The following is a 21,015-nucleotide window of genomic DNA, read 5'->3' as shown; positions in this document are numbered from 1 at the left end:
CAGGCACACAGCCGAAACTCGCTCTTGACCTTCACCAAGGGGAGGTTGTGCGACAGCCTCGGCACCGGCCGCGGCGAAGCCGGAAACGGACGCGCCGTCAGGGGCGTACCCGTCGTCGAAGGTCAGTGTCGAGAGCGGGGACGCCTGGCCCACGACGCGGCCGCTTCCGTCCAGCGCCAGCACGCGGGCGTTGTGACTGGCCGAGCTGCCCAGGCCGAGGGCCGCCGCGTCGAGCCGTACCGATCCCGCGACGGCGGGCAGTTTCCGGTGGAGCACGGAGGGGCCGTTCACCCCGTCGTGGTCGAGACCCGTGCCGTTGGCGTTGGTGAAGGTGTTGAGCGACCCGTGCAGGGTCGGGGCCGGTGCGGAGAACTCCACCTCGGCGCCACGCGCTCCGGGCACCGCACGTGCGTCGTACTGCAGCGTGAACTCCGAAGCCGCGCGGGTGACTTCTGCGGTGTGCGTGGCGATGCCGTCGGCTCCGGTCAAGGCGGGCGCGGCGGGGCGGTCCGCCGCCGTACCGCCGGCCACCCGGATCGGCGCGAACTCGCCGTAGCTCACGTGCTGCGGATTGCCGCCGAAGCCGCTCTGGACGATGCCGATGCCGTAGAGGCCACCGCCACCCACGAACGCGTCCGCCGGAATGGTGACCGTTCCCTTGGTCTCGGTCAGCGCCTGATGCCAGCCGGCGGTGAACAGCGGCGCGAGGTCCGGGTTCCAGTGGCCGACCGTGGAGACCACGAGCTGCGGATCGGACGTGGACGCGACGCCGGTGAGGTCGTACGAGACCGTGACCGGACGCCCGGCGCCGACCGTCGCGGGAGCCTTTGGTGCGGTGGCCTCCGCGTAGGTGCCGTCGCTCGGGCCGAGGGTGAGGGTGCGGCTCGTGCTCGCGCGGGTGTGGCCGTCGAGCAGGACGCGGTACGGCACGGTGATCCGCCGGTCCTCCGTGGAGGTGAGCGGAAGACCGGCGGCCGCGAGGAGCCGGGCCGGTGTGACGCGGATCGCCGGGGTGGCGGAGCGGAAGACCGTCGAGCCGACCGTGAGGGTGTACCGGGCCCCGCGGCCGCTCACGCCGGTGACGTCCGCGGCGAAGGTGACCGGGCCGGCCAGCCCCTCGCCGTTGCCGCCGGACGACCGGTCGCCCAGGTCGATACGGTTCGGGTCGGTGGTCTCCAGGAAGGCGCCGCCGAGGTCCCCGACGGTGACGCGGTGTGCCACGGACAGCCGTACCAGCGACGGCGATCCGGACTCCTCGCCCAGCGCCCTCTCGGCGGCGGCCGTCACGTCCGCCTGCGGGCCGACGTGCAGCGGGCGGTCGATCTGTGGCGGGGTGGGGACCGCGCGACCGGTCTTCACCAGGATGTCCCGCACCTGCGCGGGCGTCAGGTGGCGGCCGCCGAGCCGTCCGGCCTGCAGGACCACGGCCGCCGCGGCGGCGATCTCGGGGGCGGAGGCGGACGTACCGCCGTTGAGGGACACGCTGACGTCCCGGGCCGAGCCGCCTGGCGTGTGCGAGAAGGCGAGGATGTTGTCGCTGGGCGCCGAGAGGTCGACACGGCTGCCGAAGCCCGAGGAGAAGGTGCCGAAGCCGCTGATCCGGGTCTCGGCGGTGGTGGCGTCGCCGTCCGGTCCCGCCGCCAGGGTGTCGTCGAGGGTGCTGCCGCCGGCGGCTATCGCCCCGCTGTCGGGCACCCGCGAGGGGGTCGTGGACTCGGCGTCGTCGGCAATCGCGGTGGCGGAGCGGTCGTTCGGCGCGAGGTCGGTGGGGGTGCTGCCGCCGTCGGGGCCGACGGAGGCGGGGGTGTAGAGCCGGGTGCCGTCGTTGGAGGAGATGGACACCACGATGCCCTCGTCGTGGACCAGGGACGTGACGACCTGGCGGATGACCGGGTCGTCCTCGAGGTAACGGCCGGGGAACCCCTCGGAGTCGGTGCCGAAGCCGAGGCTGGCCGTGATGACGTCGGGCCGGGGCGACTGATGGGCGGCGGCGAGCAGGGCGCCCGCGATCCGGTCGGTCGTCGGCTGTTCGGGGACGACGAGACGGTAGTCGGCGCCGGGCGCGATGCCGAGGAGGTCGGTGTAGTCGCTGCCGGTCGCGTCGGGGCGCTGCCGGTCGTGGACGAGGGGAGCCATCACGCTGAAGTCCAGCAGGACCTCGTCGAGGGTCGCGTCCTGGTTCTCGGTGGCGGCGGCACCGTCGAGGGAACCGTCGTCCTTGGCCACGTAGGCCGGGATGAGCGGCATCGACGGCAGATCGAGATAACGCCGACCGTCCTTCAGGACCGTGGTCGGCCCGTTGGAGCGGACATAGGTGTCGCCGGCGTCGGCCATCGACTGGTCGGTGAGGTCACCGACGGAGACGTTCGTGATGGTCTCCCCGGCGCCGGGCTGCTGACCGTAGCGCCCCTGGAGCAGGGAGAAGGCGCCCACCGCGTCCACGCCACCGGCGTTGAGGAAGGCCTGTGCGGAGGTGGTCAGGGCGTCGTTGGACGGTACGGCCCCCGCCGCTCCCGGCGCCTTGCCGGCTCTCTCGGGACCGGCGGTGTACGCGCCCGGGAAGGAGTGGACCGATGCCGAAGTCAGGTGCCTCGCCCCGGTGTTCATCGTGTTGACGTAACGGTTGGGCTCGGCGGACACGACTCCGGGAGCGTCCCGCAGGGAGCGGGCGACGGCGGCTGAGTCGTGCCGGGCGGTGGTCAGGACGTAGGTGTGCGGGAGCGCGGTCTCGCTGCCGCGGACCAGCGGGCGCAGGGATGTCGCGCCGACGGCCCGGAACTCGGTGTCGAGCGACGGGCTGCTGGTGCGCGGGGCGCGGGCGGCGGCCCGGGTACCGGGCAGGGGTGCGCCGGTGACCGAGGTTCCCTCGTCCAGGGTGACAAGCACCTGGCCGGGGACGGCGCCGTGCCGCTGCGCGTCGGGCGCGTGCGAGGGTCGCTGGGGGGCGGTGCGGTCCAGGGGAGTGCGGGGCGTGGGTGGCGCGGCGGACGCGGGCAGCGCCGCGGTCGTAGCGGCGACGGTCAGGACGAGGACGGCGCAGGCGCGCAGAAGTCTCGGAACCGAGGAACGGGCAAGCGGCATGGGCACCTTCTGCTGGTGGTTCGTAGTGCAGACAAACGACAGGGACGTGGGCCCGCGCACCGGCGCGGGACGACGCCCCTTGTCTCCAGGGGAAGATGCCAAGCGGTGCGGACGGGGCGCAAGGATGTGACCGTGGCCGAGTTCTGCCAGGTGGCGGCGTGCGGCCAGGAACGACCGGAGTGGTAATGGAACTTGACATCGTCGGACTCAGCGACGAAACACAACTCGTCTACGCCGCACTCGTCGGACTGCCCCGCAGTACGGCCTCGGAGGTCGCCGGCGCCTGCGAGCTGAACGTGAGCACGGTCGGCCGACTGCTGTCGGCGCTGGTGCGGGGCGGGCTCGCGACCAGATCGGCGGGCCGCCCGCCGCACTTCACCGCCGCCGCTCCCGATGTCGCGGTCAGCGAACTGATCCAGGAGCGCGAGAAACGCCTCGAGGCGGCCCGCTCCCTGGTCCGGCACCTGGCCGATAGGCACCGGGAGGCGCACCGGATCAGCGATCCGAACATCGCCGTGGAGCTGCTGACCAGTCACGAGGACATCAGCGCGGCCGTGCAGCGGCTCACCGACGACGCCCGGCACCAGATCCGCGCCTTCGACCGGCCGCCGTACATCGACCGTCCCGGCAGCAACCTGGAGACCCAACGCCGGCGGCAGCGGACCGGTGTCGCCCACCGCGTCATCTACGACCGGGCGGCGGTGGCGTGGCCCGGGCGCCTCAGGAACGACATCCTGCCGAGCATCAGGGTCGGCGAACAGGCGCGGGTGCTCACCGAGTTGCCGCTGAAGCTGGTCGTCGTCGACGACCGGTGGGCCATCATCCCCTTCAGCCTCGCGCCCGGCGGCCACTCGGCCGCCTATCTGATCCACCGCTCACCGATGCTGACGGCACTGGAAGCCCTCTTCGAGGCGGAGTGGGAGCGCGCGACGCCGCTGCGGGACACGAACCCGCGGACCGAGGAGCCGGGCGGCCCCGACGCCGACACCCTGGCTCTGCTCGGACTCCTCGCCTCCGGCTGCACGGACGCCGCCATCGCCCGTATCCAGGGCTGGAGTCAGCGCACCACACAGCGCCGTATCCACCGCCTGATCACCGACCTCGGCGCCACCACCCGCTTCCAGGCCGCGGCCCAGGCCGCACGGCGGGGCTGGCTTCAATGAGCGCGTGGCGCCCGGTTCACCGGTGTGCGGCGGTGCCTCGTCAGCCCGCGGCCTCCCCGAGCGGGGTCGGCCTGCGGCGGACCGTGAAGAGCATCGCCCACAGCGCGAACACCAGGGGTATCGCGCCGGAGGTGATGACCTGACCGCGGCTGGAGACAAGGCTGTTGGGCGTGCCCAGGAGATAGCCGAGGCCGATGCAGGACCGGGACAGCGCCTGGAAGCACGCCCAGGCGCTGCCGTGCACCTCGGCCGGCACGTTGGAGTGCACCGCGTTGCGCAGGCCCACGTTGCACACGCCGTTGCCGAAACCGCCGAGCAGGAACAGCGGGAAGACGACCGCCGCCACGGGGATCAGCCCGGCGAGGAGCAGCCCGAGGGAGATGCCGAGCACGCCGCCGAGGATCAGCGCGGTGTGCCGGTTCGCCCAGCCCGGCCGGCCCGCGAGCAGCGCCCCGGGGATGGAGCCCAGCGCCCAGGTCGCCAGGAACAGGCCGAAGACGGTGTCGTTGCCGGAGACGATGTCACGCAAGTAGTAGACGCCCGCCACGACTTCGATGCTGGTCGCCAGCATCGCCGCCGCCAGCGCAGGCATCAGGGCGCCCACGACCGGAGCGTCCCGCAGCGCCCGGTAGCCGTCCGAGAGCTTGGCGGCGGGCCGGCGGCCGATCGCCACGTCGACGGAGCGGGGGACGGCGATCGCGGTGCACCAGGCGAGGACCAGGAACGAGGCGCCGTCGGCGCCGAGCAGCACCGCGGTGTCCCACACCGAGTGCAGGAAGCCCGCGAGCGCCGGTCCCAGCAGGCCCGCCACCGAAAGCCCGGCCGTGAGCAGGCTGTTGGCCCGGCCGGTGTGCTGTTCGCCCGCGACGACGGGCAGGATCTTGAAGCCGGCGGCCACGGAGGCCACGCCGGCCAGCCCGGACACGGCGATGAGCGCCACCCGCAGATGGAAGCCCTCGACGGCGGCGGCGGTGCCGAGCGACAACGCCTGGACCGCCAGTGCCCACAGGCATACGGACCGGGCGCTGACCCGGTCCACGAGCGACCCGATGACCGGCGCGGCGATCACCGTCGGCACGAGGTCGGCCAGGAACACCTCGGTCACGCCCCAGCGGATGTTGTCGTCCGCCGCGTCGAGCACGAGTCCGATGGAGGCGAGCGAGTCGCCGACGCGGGAGAAGAGGGTTCCGAGGATCAGGATGAGTACGGGGGCCGGAACCAGCGTGCTTCGGCGTAGCACGGCGAACTTCGCCTTCCGCGTCTTCTGGGTGTCCAATCGAGTCCAATCCGTTCGCTCGCCGTCGCTTAAAGGATGCTCGCGGAACAGATTAAGCCTGTTGCCTTTGGAGTAGGGGGTTCACTGGCCATTTCGAGTACGGACTCGGCGATCTCCACACTGTCCGGTACGCCGTTTACCAGACACGACTTCACGAGAACTGCACATCAGTGCCAGGCCCGAGCGGTCGTGAAAGCACACCGTCGATGCCCGGGCGTCGGCGCGGCCCGGTGGATGAATGTCCGGAAAATGCCGGGCGAACGCGGCCCGCGGCACACTTGATCCCGATCCGTACCCGATTGCCACCGCGACTGCCACCTCCGTGAATTCGGGGAAGAGCCCGGAGAAATCGGGCCGAACGGGGATCTCCGGAATAGAGGTAACCGTTTCGGGGCGTGTCAACGGCCTTCCGGTGGCGGCAGCTCCATTTCCGGCTCGCGTCAAGACGGCCTCGCCTACGGCAATACGAAATTTTCGGCCATCGAAAAACCGGATGCCCCGGCCGCGCGGTCGTCCCTACACTCACCACACATCGCGCGCCGCCCCCGACCGGCGGCGCGCCTTCGTGATCAGGTCGACGAGTGAGGGGAGCCCGGCCGTGCGTGACCGCACCGCTGTCGTCGTTCCCCGCGCCCGCTACGAGGTGATCCTCGTGTCCCCGCACGCCCGGTGCCCGCAGCGCGGCCGGCACCGGAATCCGTGACGCACACATCCGTCAACGGCGGCTCGTCGCCGCTGCCTCGTCGACGAAGCACCACCCGCGTCTCGGCACATCGCGCCGTCCCTTTCCGGAACACTCCACGAAAGGCATCGGGCCGTGCGCACCGAACCTCTCCGCCACCTCACCACTCCACTCGCCACCGTCCGCAACCTGGGCATCCTGGCCCACGTCGACGCCGGCAAGACCACCGTCACCGAGCGGATCCTGTTCACGACCGGCACCACGCACAGACGCGGTGAGGTCCACGACGGCACCACCGTCACCGACTTCGACCCCCAGGAGCGCGACCGTGGGATCACCATCTTCGCCGCGGCCGTCAGCTGCGCCTGGGACGGCCACCGCATCAACCTGATCGACACACCGGGCCACGTCGACTTCGCCGACGAGGTCGAGCGCTCGCTGCGCGTGCTCGACGGCGCGATCGCGGTGTTCGACGCCGTCGCCGGGGTCGAGCCGCAGAGCGAGTCGGTGTGGCGCCAGGCGGACCGGCACGGCGTGCCGCGCATCGCGTTCGTCAACAAGATGGACCGCGCGGGCGCCGACCTGGACGCGACGGTCGAGTCGATACGACGACGGCTGCACCCGGTGCCGCTCGTCGTGCAGCTGCCGATCGGCGCCGAGGACGGATTCACCGGGGTGGTCGACCTGGTGCGGATGCGGTCGCTGGTCTGGGCCGACGGCGAGGGCACGGTCGAGGAAGGGCCGGTGCCCGACGCGCTGCGCGAGGAGGCCGGGCGGCGACGACGACGGCTGGAGGAGGCCGTGGCCGAGCTGAACGCGCCGGCGCTGGAGGAGTTCTGCGCGGAGTCCGCCCTGTCCGCCCCGACTCTCACCGCCGCCCTGCGTGAACTGACCCGGACCGGTGACGGAGTTGTGGTCCTGTGTGGATCGGCGTACCGCAACCGGGGCGTCGAGCCTCTCCTGGACGCGGTGGTCGCCTATCTGCCCTCGCCCCTCGACGTGCCCGCCGTACGCGGCACGCACGACGGCGTCGAGGAGCGGCGGACCGCCGACCCCGAAGCCCCGTTCGCGGCACTGGCGTTCAAGGTGAACGCCACCGCCACCGGGCGGCTGACGTACGTACGCCTCTACTCCGGAACGCTCGAGAAGGGAGACACCGTGTGGGACCCGGGCACACGCCGCGCCGAGCGGGTCGCGAGGATCCTGCGCGTCATGGCGGACCGGCACGAGCGGCTGGAGCGCGCGGTCGCCGGGGACATCGTCGCCGTGGTCGGGCTCAAGTCCAGCCGCGTGGGCTCGACTCTGTGCGCCTCGGACGCCCCGCTCGTCCTGGAACCGCCGACGGTCGCCGACCCGGTGGTGTCCGTCGCGGTGGAGGCGCGCAGGAGCACCGACACCGGCCGTCTCGCCTCGGCGCTGGCCCGGCTGGTCGAGGAGGACCCGTCGCTGGTGGTGCGGACCGACGCCGAGACCGGTCAGACCGTGCTCTCCGGCATGGGCGAACTCCACCTCGACGTCGCGGTCGAGAAGGTCCGCCGGGACGGTGGTCCGGAGGTCAATGTGGGCCGTCCTCGAGTGGCGTACCGGGAGACCGTCGTCCGGGGCGTGACCGGACTGGTCTTCCGGCACGTCAAACAGGACGGCGGGGCGGGGCAGTTCGCCCATGTCGTGCTGGACGTGGAGCCGATGGACGCCGAACCCGGCGCCGCGGGCTTCGAGTTCCGCTCGTCGGTCGTGGGCGGCCGGGTGCCGCAGGAGTACGTTCGCGCGGTCGAGGCCGGCTGCCGGGACGCCCTCGCCGAGGGGCCGCTCGGCGGGCATCCGGTGACCGGGCTGCGGGTCACCCTGACCGACGGGTCGACGCATGTGAAGGACTCGTCGGACACGGCGTTCCGGACGGCCGGCCGACTCGGTCTCCGCGAGGCCCTGCGCCTGGCCGAACTGGCCTTGCTGGAACCGGTCGCCGAGGTCACGGTCACCGTGCCCGAGGAGGCCGTCGGCGGGGTGCTCGGTGACCTCGCGGCCCGGCGCGGCCGGGTCACGGGCTCCGCGGCCCGCAGCGACGTGGCGGTGCTCACGGCCACCGTGCCGCTGGCCGAACTGTTCGGCTACGCGACCCGGTTGCGCAGCCGCACCCAGGGCCGGGGCACGTTCACCACCCGGCCGACGGGCTATGCGGCGGCTCCGGCGGATGCGCGGGTGAAGTAGCGCCCGAGGGTGCGGGCGGTGGCCCAAGCCGCCCGCACCCGAAAGCCTGTCAGCTGTACGACGCCACTGCGGACGGAGCGGTGACACCGTCGCGGGCGCGCGTCGGCTGCCACGCCCGGTGAACCCCCGACCCGAAGGGGCGCGGGGAACTGCGCGACCAGCTAGAAACGACCCGCAGCCTGCCACCGATCCGCACCCCTACGGCGACGAGTCAGCCCACACCCCGCCCACCAGGAGGCCCCGGTCGGGGCAACCCCCGGCGCCGCCCCCTACGCCAGCCTCCCGTCCAGCGTGGCACGCGCCCACTGCGCCTGCCGGTCGCTGCACGAACGGTCCCGACGAACCCCGCCCGTCCTCACCGCCGCCGAAGGGGCGCGGGGAACTGCGCGACCAGCCAGAAACGACCCGCAGCCTGCCACCGATCCGCACCCCTACGGCGACGAGTCAGCCCACACCCCGCCCACCAGGAAGCCCCGGTCGGGGCAACCCCCGGCGCCGCCCCCTACGCCAGCCTCCCGTCCAGCGTGGCACGCGCCCACTGCGCCTGCCGGTCGCTGCACGAACGGTCCCGACGAACCCCGCCCGTCCTCACCGCCCCCGAAGGGGCGCGGGGAACTGTGCGACCAGCCACAGACGACCCGCAGCCTGCCACCGATCCGCACCCCTACGGCGACGAGTCAGCCCACACCCCGCCCACCAGGAAGCCCCGGCTGGGGCAACCCCCGGCGCCGCCCCTACGCCAGCCTCCCGTCCAACGCCGCACGCCACGCAGGCGAGGAAACCTGCTGAACCGCCGGAGGCACCCCGCCACGGCCGAAGAAGTCCGCCAGCGGAAGAATCGCCGCCCCCACCGTCACCGCGTCCGGCCCGAGTCGGCCGAGTCGGATGTCGACACGGCCCGCCGGGTAGGCCAAGGCGTGGGCCAGCGCATGCCCGCGCACCTCCTCCAGGAACGCCGCGCCGAGCTGCAGCCCCGCCCAGCCACCCACCAGAACCCGCTCGGGCTGGAAGAGGTTGACGAGGTCCGAGAGTCCCGCGCCCAGGAACTCCGCCGTCTCCGCGAGGATCTCCGACGCCACCGGGTCCGGCTCCCCACCGTCCCCGGGCCGCGCCGCCGCCAGCAGCTCCGTCAGCGCCGTCTCCTCGTCCGCCCCGGCCGACGGCCGTCCGCCCGCCTCCCGCCACCGCGCCAGCAACGCCTCCGCGCCCGCGTACGCCTCCAGACAGCCCCGCGCACCGCACCGGCACCGGCGCCCCCTGACCCGTACCGTCAGATGCCCCCACTCGACCGCCCGCCCCTGCTCCGCATCCTCGGTGACCAGGCACGCCCCGACCCCCGAACCGAACAGCACCACCACGGCGTTGCGCGCCCCGCGCCCGGCGCCGAACCACATCTCGGCCTGCCCCAGGGTCTTGGCGCCGTTGTCGATGAAGTACGGCACCTGCGGCGGGAGCTCACCGGTCCGGCGCAGCAGCCGTTCCAGCGGTACGGCGTCCCACCCGACCGTCTGGCCATGCACCAACGCGCCCTCGGCGCCGCCCGGTTCGACGATCCCGGGCACTCCGATGCCCACTCCCAGCAGATCGCCCGCCGCCGTTCCGGCCGTCCGCAGGACCTCCGCCACGCCGCCCCGGACATGGCCGACGACCACGTCGACGTCGTACCCGCTCGATGTCAACGGCCTCTCCACACGGGCGAGTTCGGTGAGCGTCAGATCGAACAGCTCCACCCGCACCCGCGTCTCGCCGACATCGACACCGATCATGTGCGCGCTCCCCGGCACCACCCGCAGCAGGGTGCGCGGCCGCCCGCCGTCCGAGTCGACGCTGCCCGCCTCCTCGAGCAGCCCGTCGGCGAGCAGTTCCGCCGCCACATTGCTGATGGAACCCGAACTCAGCCCGGTCGCCGAACCCAGCGCGTGACGGCTCATCGGCCCGTCGAAATACAACCGTTGCAGAACGGCCGCGCGGCTCTCCCGCCGCAGGTCACGCACCGTACGACCACCCCGCACCACCACCTGGCCTCCTCGCGCCGTGCCCCGTCCGGTCAGATACCTGTGCCGGATCCCTTGACGAGCGTTTCTCTCAGGGTTTAACTCACGTCCTAAATTAAGCCATGAGGGGCTTCGGGAGTCGAACGGGGTGTCGCCGCCCGCAAGCCGCCCTCGGGGTCTCGACTCCCGGAAAGGGACACCAGGAGCCATGCGCAGCATCCGAGCCGCGGCCGTAGGCGCCGTCACCATGTCGTTCGCCCTTGCCCTCACGGCCTGCGGAGGCGGTTCGTCCAGCGGCGGCGGGTCCAACGACTCGCCGAAGACGCTGACGTACTGGGCCTCCAACCAGGGCGCGAGCATCGCCGTCGACAAGCAGGTCCTCCAGCCCGAACTCGACAAGTTCGAGAAGCAGGCGGGCATCAAGGTGAAGCTGGAGGTCGTGCCCTGGTCCGATCTGCTCAACCGGATCCTCACCGCGACCACGTCGGGCCAGGGTCCCGACGTCCTGAACATAGGCAACACCTGGAGCGCCTCGCTGCAGGCGACCGGCGCGTTGCTGCCGTGGGACGCCAAGAACTTCGACAAGATCGGCGGCAAGGACCGCTTCGTCGACTCGGCGCTGGGCTCCACGGGCGCGGAGGGCAAGGACCCGGCCGCCGTACCGCTGTACTCGATGGCGTACGCGCTCTACTACAACAAGCAGATCCTCGCCGACGCCGGCATCTCCAAGCCCCCGGCCACCTGGCACGAGCTGACCGCCGACGGCAAGAAGATCCAGGCCAAGGGCAAGACGACCCTCGGCGCCGAGGGCTCGAACCTCTCGGAGAACATCCACCACGTGTTCGTCTTCGCCAAGCAGCACGGCGCCGACTTCTTCACGTCCGACGGCAAGCCCGACTTCACCAACGACAACGTGGTGGCCGCCGTCAAGCAGTACGTCGACCTCATGGCCAAGGACAAGGTCGTCCCGACCGGCGACGCCGAGTACGCGCAGAACCAGTCCGTCAGCGACTTCGCCAAGGGCAAGCAGGCGTTCCTGCTGTGGCAGTCCGCCGCCGCCAACCTCAAGTCCCAGGGCATGAGCGAGGACGCGTACGGCATCGCCCCCGTCCCGGTCCAGTCCGGCACCCCCGGCACCGGCGCCCAGGTCAACTCCATGGTCGCGGGCATCAACATCTCGGTCTTCAAGAACACCAAGAACCTCGACGGCGCCACCCAGTTCGTGAAGTTCATGACCAGCGACGACGAGCAGAAGATCCTCAACAAGGCGTACAGTTCCATCCCGCCGGTCAAGGCCGCGCAGGAGGACGCCGCGTTCAACTCCCCGTCCAACGCGGTCCTGAAGAGCACCCTGGCCACCAGCGCCGCCGCGCTGCCTCAGGTCGCCTCCGAGTCGCAGTTCGAGACGGCGGTCGGTACGGCCGTGAAGGACCTGTTCGCCGACGCCGCCGCCGGACGCGCGGTCACCACCGACTCGGTGAAGGCCAAGCTGGAGAAGGCCCAGCAGCAGATGCCGGCGGCCTGAGCACGATGACCGCAACCGCTCTCGAGGAGCCGGTGCGCAAAACCTCCCCCGGTGCGGCGCGCGAACCCCGCCGCCGCCCCGGGCGGCTCCGCCGCATCGGACTGCCGTACCTGCTGCTCCTGCCCGCCCTGCTGCTCGAACTCCTGGTCCACCTGGTGCCGATGGTCATCGGCATCGTCATGAGCTTCAAGGAGCTCACCCAGTTCTACATCCGCGACTGGGGCACCGCGCCCTGGTCCGGACTCGACAACTACAAGGTGTCGGTGGACTTCGACGCCCCCGTCGGCGAAGCCCTCCTGCACTCCTTCTTCGTCACCGTCGGCTTCACCCTGCTGTCGGTCGCCCTGTGCTGGCTGATCGGCACCGCCGCCGCGATCTACATGCAGGACACCTTCCGCGGCCGCGGCTTCCTCCGGGCACTGTTCCTGGTGCCGTACGCGCTGCCCGTCTACGCGGCCGTCATCACCTGGGTGTTCATGTTCCAGCACGACAACGGCCTGGTGAACCACGTCCTGCACGACCAGCTGCACCTCACCGACAAGCCGTCCTTCTGGCTGATCGGCGACAACAGCTTCTACGCGCTGCTCACCGTGTCCGTGTGGAAGGGCTGGCCGTTCGCCTTCCTCATCGTCATGGCCGGCTTGCAGAACATCCCGCGCGAGCTGTACGAGGCGGCCGCGCTGGACGGCGCGGGGATGCTGCAGCAGATCCGCCGCATCACCCTGCCGTCCCTGCGCCCGGTCAACCAGGTACTGATCCTGGTGCTGTTCCTGTGGACGTTCAACGACTTCAACACGCCGTACGTCCTGTTCGGCAAGTCGGCACCGGCGGCCGCGGACCTCATCTCGGTTCACATCTACCAAGCCTCCTTCGTCACCTGGAACTTCGGCACCGGCTCGGCGATGTCCGTCCTGCTGCTGCTCTTCCTGCTCGTCGTGACGGGCGTGTACCTCCTGCTCACCTCGCGCGGACGGAGGACCGCCGATGCCTAGTACCCCGGCCTCCCCGATGGCCCCGCCGCGCTCCTTCCTGTGGTCCCGGCGGATCTTCCTCACCCTGCTCACGGGCTTCGTCCTGGTGCCCGTGTACGTCATGCTCTCCAGCTCGCTGAAGCCGCTCGCGGACGTCACGGGCAAGTTCCGCTGGCTGCCCAGCGGCCTGACGTTCCGGCCGTACATCGACATCTGGTCCACGGTCCCGCTGGCGAAGTACTTCATGAACTCGCTGATCGTGGCGGGCGCGGCGACGATCTGCTCCGTGGTGATCGCGGTGTTCGCGGCGTACGCGGTGAGCCGCTACAGCTTCCGCGGCAAACGCGTCTTCACGGTCACGGTCCTGTCGACGCAGATGTTCCCGGGCATCCTCTTCCTGCTCCCGCTGTTCCTCCTCTACGTCAACATCGGCAACGCCACGGGCATCGCCCTGTTCGGCTCGCGCGGCGGCCTGATCCTGACGTATCTGACCTTCTCGCTCCCGTTCTCGATCTGGATGCTGATCGGGTACTTCGACTCGGTGCCCCGCGACCTGGACGAGGCGGCACTGGTGGACGGCTGCGGCCCGCTGGGCGCGCTGTTCCGGGTCGTGGTCCCGGCCGCGATCCCCGGCATCGTCGCGGTGGCCGTCTACGCCTTCATGACGGCCTGGGGCGAGGTGCTGTTCGCATCGGTGATGACGAACGACACCACGCGCACGCTCGCCGTCGGCCTCCAGGGCTACTCGACCCTCAACGACGTCTACTGGAACCAGATCATGGCCGCCTCGCTGGTCGTCAGCGTGCCCGTGGTCGCAGGGTTCCTCCTCCTGCAGCGCTATCTCGTCGCCGGACTGACGGCGGGAGCCGTCAAATGACCTTCCTCCCGGCCGGCAACGCCTCCATTTCCGAAGGGACTTCCGTGTCGTCCGACCCCATCGACCTCGCCGCGCTTCCCCACGACTTCCTGTGGGGCACGGCCACAGCGGCCTACCAGATCGAGGGAGCCGTCACCGAGGACGGCCGTGCCCCGTCGATCTGGGACACCTTCTCGCACACCCCAGGGAAGATCGACAACGACGACAACGGCGACGTCGCGTGCGACCACTACCACCGCTGGCGCGAGGACATCGGCCTGATGCGCCGACTCGGCACGAACGCCTACCGCTTGTCGATCGCCTGGCCGCGTGTGCTGCCCGCCGGCGACGGCGAGGTCAACCCCAAGGGCCTCGCCTTCTACGACGAGTTGATCGACGGCCTGCTGGAGGCGGGCATCACCCCGACGGCCACCCTCTACCACTGGGACCTGCCCCAGGCACTCCAGGACCGCGGCGGCTGGCCCGAGCGTGACACGGCCGAGCACTTCGCCGCGTACGCCGCGGTGGTGGCGGAACGCCTGGGCGACCGGGTCAAGCACTGGGCGACGCTCAACGAGCCGTCCTGCTCGGCGTGGATCGGTCACCTGGAGGGCAAGATGGCCCCGGGCTGGACGGACCTGACGGCGGCGGTCCGCACGTCCTACCACCTCCTGCTGGGGCACGGCCTGGCGGTCCAGGCGATCCGCGCGGCCTGTCCCGACGCCCGTATCGGCATCGTGAACAACCTCTCGACGGTGTACGCGGCCACGGACCGCCCGGAGGACGAAGCTGCGGCCCGCCGCCACGACGGCCACGTGAACCGCTGGTGGCTGGACCCGGTGCACGGCCGAGGCTTCCCGGCGGACATGCGCGAGGTCTACGGCGTGGAACTCCCGGAACACCCGGGCGACTTGAAGACGATCGCCGCGCCACTGGACTGGCTGGGCCTGAACTACTACTTCCCGGCGTACGTGGAGGACGACCCCAACGGCCCGGCGCCGTACGTCCGTTCGGTCCGCCGCCCGGACGTCCCGCGCACGGGCATGGACTGGGAGATCGACGCGAGCGGCATCGAGACCCTGCTGCTGCGTCTGACGGACGAGTACGGCGCGCGCAAGCTGTATGTCACCGAGAACGGCTCGGCCTACCCGGACGTCGTACGCCCCGACGGCACGATCGACGACCCGGAGCGCCAGGCCTACTTGATCGAGCACCTGGCCGCGGTGGCCTCGGCGGCCCGCAAGGGCGCCCCGCTGGCGGGCTACTTCGCCTGGTCCCTCCTGGACAACTTCGAGTGGGCGTACGGCTACGACAAGCGCTTCGGCCTGGTCCACGTGGACTACGACACCCAGGCCCGCACGATCAAGGGCAGCGGCCACCGGTACGCGGACATCATCCGCACCCACCGGAACCGCGCAAGCCGGGCCGCCTGAGTCCGGCCCGGACGGTGGGCGCGGGCGAGGGGGCCGCGCCCACCGTGACGGGGAACTCGCTTTTCCCGGATGGCCCAGATGACACGAAGCAAGGATCACGGATCCGGATCAGTTCTCGATCCGAGCGCTGTCCTCAGCTGATGGAGCGCCAGTCACCGCCCCGCCAACTCCAGCGCGTCCTCTACCGGCGCCTCCGGCACCCTCACCCGCGAAGCCCCCCACAGCCACCCCACATCCCGCCCGAACGACCACACCAGCGCTGCCAGGGCCCCCAGCACCACCGTGAAGTTCACCAGCCCCGGCAGCAGCTGTGATGCCGCCAGCAGCAAGCACACACCCTGTATCGCCGCCACCGTCTTCCGGGCGAACGACGGGGGTAGCGGAGCGTTCAGCCACGGGGCCACCCGGGCCGCCGCCACGAACGCGTACCGCATTGCGCCGATCAGCAGCACCCACGCACCCAGCTGCATCGACACGTACACGCTCAGGACCAGGATCAGGAACGCGTCGACCTCCATGTCGAAGCGGGCGCCCAGGGGCGTCGACGTGCCCGTGCGGCGGGCCACCTTGCCGTCCACCCCGTCGAGGATCAGGGCGACCGCTGTGAGGCCCACGAAGAGCGTCACCGGCGGTGAGCTTTCGAAGGAGTCCGCCACCAGTGCCGTCACACCGCCCACCAGGACGGCCCGGCCCAGTGTGACCCGGTTCGCCGGGCCGAAGGTGCGCAGTCCGGAGCGGTGCAGGGCCCACGAGAGGACCGCCCAGGTGGCGAACGCGAAGGCCAGGCCCGTGAGCCAGCCCGCCGGGCCCATGCCGATCGCCGTGCCGAGCAGGGCGAGGAGCAGGATCTGGACGCCCGCTCCCACCGCCGTCTCCTGCTGGACCGGCCTCGCGTCGTACGTGTTGTTCAGGGCCACCGCACATCCTCCGGCCGAGTGACAGAGTCGATCAACGCCGCGTACTGTGCGCGGCCTGTGCACATCTCCGTACGTGAACCACTTCCCGATCGTTCAGGAGGATGCCGATGAACCGCTCCGCGCGCGCGTTCTGGCTCAGCTCACCGGGCCATGGCGAGCTCCGCGACGTCACCCTTCCGGACCCCGGCGAGGGCGATGTCGTGGTGCGTGCGCTTTTCTCGGGTGTGAGCCGGGGGACCGAGACACTCGTCTTCCGCGGGGGCGTTCCCGAGAGCCAATACGGCGTCATGCGGGCGCCGTTCCAGGACGGTGACTTTCCCGCGCCCGTGAAGTACGGGTACCTCAGTGTCGGCCAAGTGGAGGAAGGGCCTGGCTCGCTCGTCGGGCGTACCGTCTTCTGTCTCTATCCACATCAGAGCCGTTACGTCGTTCCGGTGAGTGCCGTGACCGTGGTGCCGGAGAGCGTGCCCTCGGCGCGGGCCGTTCTCGCCGGGACCGTGGAGACCGCCGTCAACGCCCTCTGGGACGCCGCGCCCCTCGTCGGGGACCGGATCGCCGTTGTGGGCGGGGGCATGGTCGGGTGTTCCGTCGCCGCGCTGCTCGCCCGCTTCCCCGGCGTGCGGCTCCAGCTCGTCGACGCCGACCCCGCCCGCGCCAGGACCGCCCACGCCCTCGGCGTCGACTTCGCCTCGCCCGCCGACGCCCTCGGCGACTGCGACCTGGTCGTGCACGCCAGCGCCAGCGAACAGGGCCTCGCCCGGTCGCTCGAACTCCTCGCCCCCGAGGGCACCGTCCTCGAACTGAGCTGGTACGGCGACCGGCGCGTGTCCCTCCCGCTCGGCGAGGCCTTCCACTCCCGGCGCCTGACCGTCCGCAGCAGCCAGGTCGGCTCCGTCTCCCCGGCCCGCCGCGCGAGCCGTACCTACGCAGACCGGCTCGCCCTCGCCCTCGACCTGCTCGGCGACCCGGCGCTGGACGCCCTGATCACCGGGGAGAGCGCGTTCGACGAGCTGCCGGACGTCATGCCCAAGCTGGCCTCCGGTGAGATTCCGGCCCTCTGCCACCGGGTCCGGTACGACACCGGCGAGTGACCGACGGTACGGCGAGACGGCGCGTCCCCTACGGCAAGACGGCCTGACCTGAGAAAAAGGGTGCGGGACGGCTGAACACAGGAATGCGAAGAGCCGTACTACACGGCATCCCCGGCAGGGAACAGACAGGCACAGACAAGGATCGGCCGGGGGCCAGACGCGCCGCACCTGGAGGGTCGTCCGTTGTTCAGCATCACCGTCCGTGATCACATCATGATCGCCCACAGCTTCCACGGCGAGGTGTTCGGGCCCGCGCAGCGGCTGCACGGCGCCACGTTCCTCGTGGACGCGACATTCCGCCGCGAGCAGCTGGACGACGACAACATCGTCGTCGACATCGGACTGGCCACGCAGGAACTCGGCGCGGTCGTCAGTGAGCTGAACTACCGGAACCTCGACAACGAGCCCGACTTCGCCGGCGTCAACACCTCCACGGAGTTCTTGGCCAAGGTCATCGCCGACCGCCTCGCCGAGCGGATCGAGAAGGGCGCGCTGGGCGAGGGCGCCAAAGGGCTCGCGGGCATCGCGGTCACCCTGCACGAGTCGCACGTCGCCTGGGCGAGTTACGAGCGTGCCCTGTGACCGACACGACCATCGGCCAGAGCTCGCCCGCGCGTTCCCTGACCTATGTGCCCGCCCAGCCCTCCGGCCTCGAGAACGTCGGGATCATCCCCATGTCCCTGCGCACCGTGCACTTCGTCATGCCGGGCGGCGTCGACGACCCGGCCACGCCGAGCGGCGGCAACGCCTACGACCGGCGGGTCTGCCTCGATCTGCCGGGATTCGGGTGGGAGGTCGTACGGCACGTCGTCGACGGGACCTGGCCCCGGCCCGCGCGCGCCGACCGTGACGAACTCGGCCGGACGTTACGGGAGTTGCCGGACGGGTCCGTGGTGCTGCTGGACGGCCTGGTCGCGTGCGGGGTCCCGGAGGCCGTCGTGCCGGAGGCCGGGCGGCTGCGCCTGGCCGTCCTCGTGCATCTTCCGCTCGGTGACGAGACCGGTCTCGATCCGTCGGTGGCGGCCGACCTCGACGCCAGGGAGCGGGCCGCCCTGCGGGCGGTGCCTGCCGTGGTCGCCACCAGCGACTGGGCCGTACGGCGCCTCGTCTCCCACCACGGCCTCGCGCCCGAGCGGGTCCATGTCGCCGCGCCGGGCGCCGACATCGCGCCTCTCGCGTCCGGCGGGGACGGCGTCTCGCACCTGCTGTGCGTGGCCGCCGTGACGCCGCGCAAGGGACAGCACCGGCTGGTGGAGGCCCTGGCGGCGGTGCGGGACCTGCCGTGGAGCTGCGTCTGCGTGGGCGGGCTCGGGCACGACCCCGAGTACGTCGCGCATCTGCGGTCGCTGATCGAGACGTACGGCCTGACGGACCGCCTGCACCTCGCGGGGCCCCGCTCCGGCGCCGACCTCGACGCCAGCTATGCCGCCGCCGACCTGATGGTGCTCACGTCGTACGCCGAGACGTACGGCATGGCGGTGACCGAGGCCCTCGCGCGCGGCATCCCGGTCCTCGCGACCGACGTCGGCGGGCTGCCCGAGGCCCTCGGCCGCGCGCCCGACGGCGGGGTGCCCGGCATCCTCGTCCCGCCGGAGGACCCCGCCGCGCTCGCGGCGGAACTGCGCGGCTGGTTCGGCGAGGCCGACGTACGCCGCCGCCTCAAGGCCGCCGCCCGCGGCCGTCGCGCGGCGCTCGACGGCTGGGCCACCACGGCCCGCAGCCTGGCCGGAGTCCTGCAGAGGCTCCCCGACGAACCCCGGAGGGCGGCATGAGGAAGACGACCACGAGGCGGGCGCTTCCCGCTCAGCCGGGGCCGAAGGACGTGACGGACGCGAAGACGAAGGGGGTGTCATACGTGACGGAGAGCGCGGCGGGGGGTTCCTCGGAGGTCATCGCCGGAGCCGGCCCCGCCCCCCGTCCCGGTGAGCGGCCCACCCTGCGGCTGCGGGAGAGCATGCCCGAGGAGCCGCCGCGGTACGCGCCCGAGTGGCTGGAGCTGCGGGAAGGAGCCGACGCCGCCGCCCGGTCACTCGATCTGCTCGACCCGTTGCGGATCCGGCTCGCCGATCTGCCACGGGGCGCGGGCCGTTCGGGTGGGATCGTCGTGCACGACCTGGGCTGCGGTACCGGCTCCATGGGCCGCTGGCTGGCGCCCCGTCTGGACGGCGCCCAGCACTGGGTCCTGCACGACCGCGATCCTTACCTGCTGCACTTCGCTGCCGTAGCCTCCCCGCGTGCCGCCGCCGACGGCAGCCGTGTCAGCGTGGAGACCCGGCGCGGTGACGTCGCCCGGCTGACCCCGGACGCGCTGGCCGGAGCCTCCCTGGTGACCGCCTCCGCACTGCTCGACGTCCTCACCCGCGCGGAGGTCGAGACGCTCGCCGGCGCCTGTGTGGGCGCCGGGTGCCCGGCCCTGCTGACGCTCTCCGTCGCCGGACGCGTCGAACTCACCCCGTCCGATCCGCTGGACGCCGAGATCACGGACGCGTTCAACGCCCACCAGCGGCGTACCGGAATGCTCGGCCCCGACGCGGTCACCGTGGCCTGCGAGGCCTTCGCCGACCGCGGGGCCACGGTCGAGGTCCATCCCAGTGCCTGGCACCTCGGGCCGGACGAAGCCGCGTTGACCGCCCAGTGGCTGCGCGGGTGGGTCGGAGCGGCCGTGGAACAGCGGCCGGAGCTACGGGAACCCGCCGACCGGTATGTCCGGGAGCGGCTGGCCGCGTGCGAGGCCGGCGAGTTGCACGTCGTCGTCCACCACAGCGACCTGCTCGCCCTGGTCCGGCCGACGGACGGGACGCCGTCATGAGCGCGCAGACGGTCGCGGCCGAGGCGAGGCCCGGTACGACCCGCACCGTCACCGCAGCAGCCCCGTCCACCTCCATGCGTATCCGCACCGCCCTCCGCCCCCTCCTCGACAACCGAGCCCTCCGCACCCACTTCGGCACCGTCACCGGAACCGCCATCCTCGCCCTCCTCCTCTGGCGCCTCGGTACCGGCGTCTTCCTGGACGGCCTCGCGCGGATCGACGTCCCAGTCCTGCTCGCGGCCGTCGGCACCGGCGTCGTCACCACCGTGTTCAGCGCCTGGCGCTGGCAGTTGGTGGCCCGCGGGCTGCGGCTCCGGCTGCCGATCGGGCCGGCCGTGGCCGACTACTACCGCGCGCTGTTCCTGAACGCTGCCCTGCCCGGTGGTGTTCTGGGCGACGTGCACCGGGCGGTGCGGCACGGGCAGAGCGCCGGTGACCTCGGGCGTGGCGTACGCGCCGTCGTGCTGGAGCGGGTCGCCGGACAGGTCGCGCTGACCGTCGTCGGCTCCGTGGTGCTGCTGTCCCTGCCGTCCCCGGTCCGGGACGACGCCCGCGACTTCGCCCCGTTGGCGGCGCTCGCCGCGGCGGGCGCGCTCGCCGTGTACCTCGCCGTCCGGATGAACCGCGCCCCCTCGGACCAGCGCGGTGGCGCCCTGAGCCGTACCCTCGCCGAGGCCCGTCGCGGGCTGCTGTCCCGCGCCAACTGGCCCGGTGTCACGCTGTCCTCGGCCGTCGTCCTGGCCGGGCACCTCTCGATGTTCGTCGTAGCGGCCCGGGTCGCCGGATCCAGCGCCGGAGTGTCGGCGCTGCTGCCGATCGCGGTCCTCGCCCTGGTCGCCATGGGACTGCCGCTGAACGTCGGGGGTTTCGGCCCGCGCGAGGGCGTCACGGCCTGGGCGTTCGCCGCCGCCGGCCTCGGCGCGAGCACCGGTCTCGCGACCGCCGTCGTGTACGGCGTGCTGAGCTTCGCGGCGAGCCTGCCCGGACTCGCGGTGCTCGTCGTCCGCTG

General features: G+C 71.8%; 14 protein-coding genes and 1 pseudogene. 11 read left to right on the top strand and 4 right to left on the bottom strand.

Annotated features, from left to right (window positions below; genetic code table 11):
• On the bottom strand, positions 1-3,081 hold a 3,081-nt coding region (locus IEZ19_RS36070; protein WP_189315606.1), incomplete at its 3' end, for a S8 family serine peptidase.
• Positions 3,082-3,266: 185 nt separating this feature from the next.
• On the opposite strand from IEZ19_RS36070, the gene IEZ19_RS36065 reads away from it, so the two are divergent.
• Positions 3,267-4,244 carry a TrmB family transcriptional regulator gene (locus IEZ19_RS36065; protein WP_189315605.1) on the top strand — a complete coding sequence of 326 codons (978 nt, stop codon included), beginning with the start codon at positions 3,267-3,269 and terminating at the stop codon, positions 4,242-4,244.
• Positions 4,245-4,284: 40 nt separating this feature from the next.
• On the opposite strand, the gene IEZ19_RS36060 is transcribed toward IEZ19_RS36065, so the two are convergent.
• A complete protein-coding gene (locus IEZ19_RS36060; RefSeq protein WP_189315604.1) occupies positions 4,285-5,520 on the bottom strand; it encodes an MFS transporter in 1,236 nt (411 codons plus the stop codon).
• Between the two features lie 817 nt (positions 5,521-6,337).
• On the opposite strand from IEZ19_RS36060, the gene fusA reads away from it, so the two are divergent.
• Entirely contained in the window at positions 6,338-8,410 is a 2,073-nt protein-coding gene (gene fusA / locus IEZ19_RS36055) for an elongation factor G (protein WP_189315603.1), read from the top strand.
• A gap of 734 nt (positions 8,411-9,144) precedes the next feature.
• On the opposite strand, the gene IEZ19_RS36050 is transcribed toward fusA, so the two are convergent.
• Positions 9,145-10,428, bottom strand: a complete 1,284-nt coding sequence (locus IEZ19_RS36050; RefSeq protein WP_189315602.1) for an ROK family transcriptional regulator — start codon at positions 10,426-10,428, stop codon at positions 9,145-9,147.
• A 184-nt stretch (positions 10,429-10,612) separates the two neighbouring features.
• Between IEZ19_RS36050 and IEZ19_RS36045 the strand changes: the two genes are divergently transcribed.
• Genes IEZ19_RS36045 through IEZ19_RS36030 form a run of 4 tightly spaced genes read left to right on the top strand, consistent with a single transcriptional unit; the run spans position 10,613 to position 15,189 of the window.
• On the top strand, positions 10,613-11,929 hold the full coding sequence (locus IEZ19_RS36045) for an ABC transporter substrate-binding protein (RefSeq protein WP_189315601.1): 1,317 nt from the start codon (positions 10,613-10,615) through the stop codon (positions 11,927-11,929).
• Positions 11,930-11,934: 5 nt separating this feature from the next.
• The gene (locus IEZ19_RS36040; RefSeq protein WP_189315600.1) at positions 11,935-12,921 is read left to right on the top strand and encodes a carbohydrate ABC transporter permease; all 987 of its coding nucleotides are present in this window, start codon (positions 11,935-11,937) and stop codon (positions 12,919-12,921) included.
• A 16-nt stretch (positions 12,922-12,937) separates the two neighbouring features.
• Positions 12,938-13,777, top strand: coding sequence for a carbohydrate ABC transporter permease (locus tag IEZ19_RS36035; protein WP_189315609.1), 840 nt, complete (start codon positions 12,938-12,940; stop codon positions 13,775-13,777).
• A complete protein-coding gene (locus IEZ19_RS36030) occupies positions 13,774-15,189 on the top strand; it encodes a GH1 family beta-glucosidase (RefSeq protein ID WP_189315599.1) in 1,416 nt (471 codons plus the stop codon). Before IEZ19_RS36035 ends, IEZ19_RS36030 begins: the two co-directional genes overlap by 4 nt.
• Before the next feature lie 152 nt (positions 15,190-15,341).
• Here IEZ19_RS36030 and IEZ19_RS36025 read toward each other — a convergent pair whose 3' ends face one another.
• Entirely contained in the window at positions 15,342-16,106 is a 765-nt protein-coding gene (locus tag IEZ19_RS36025) for a CDP-alcohol phosphatidyltransferase family protein (protein ID WP_189315598.1), read from the bottom strand.
• A gap of 107 nt (positions 16,107-16,213) precedes the next feature.
• Between IEZ19_RS36025 and IEZ19_RS36020 the strand changes: the two genes are divergently transcribed.
• From IEZ19_RS36020 to IEZ19_RS51430, 5 genes and pseudogenes are all read left to right on the top strand, one after another.
• Positions 16,214-17,197 (top strand): zinc-dependent alcohol dehydrogenase, encoded by a 984-nt coding sequence (locus IEZ19_RS36020; protein WP_189315597.1) that lies wholly within the window; start codon positions 16,214-16,216, stop codon positions 17,195-17,197.
• 183 nt (positions 17,198-17,380) lie between these two features.
• Complete coding sequence (locus tag IEZ19_RS36015; RefSeq protein WP_189315596.1) at positions 17,381-17,779, top strand: 6-pyruvoyl trahydropterin synthase family protein; 399 nt, start codon at positions 17,381-17,383, stop codon at positions 17,777-17,779.
• A complete protein-coding gene (locus IEZ19_RS36010; RefSeq protein WP_189315595.1) occupies positions 17,776-18,969 on the top strand; it encodes a glycosyltransferase family 4 protein in 1,194 nt (397 codons plus the stop codon). The genes IEZ19_RS36015 and IEZ19_RS36010 overlap by 4 nt, the downstream gene beginning before the upstream one ends.
• The gene (locus IEZ19_RS36005; protein WP_189315594.1) at positions 18,966-20,006 is read left to right on the top strand and encodes a trans-aconitate methyltransferase; all 1,041 of its coding nucleotides are present in this window, start codon (positions 18,966-18,968) and stop codon (positions 20,004-20,006) included. The genes IEZ19_RS36010 and IEZ19_RS36005 overlap by 4 nt, the downstream gene beginning before the upstream one ends.
• Positions 20,003-20,971, top strand: a pseudogene (locus IEZ19_RS51430) (lysylphosphatidylglycerol synthase transmembrane domain-containing protein); the annotation flags it as partial. The gene IEZ19_RS36005 and the pseudogene IEZ19_RS51430, both read left to right, overlap by 4 nt.
• Positions 20,972-21,015: the final 44 nt, after the last annotated feature.

Origin of the sequence: Streptomyces brasiliensis (assembly GCF_014647875.1) — a bacterium.
Classification (GTDB): domain Bacteria; phylum Actinomycetota; class Actinomycetes; order Streptomycetales; family Streptomycetaceae; genus Streptomyces; species Streptomyces brasiliensis.
The sequence above is the reverse complement of the archived record's forward strand: the minus strand, read 5'-3'. Positions and strand labels throughout refer to the sequence as shown.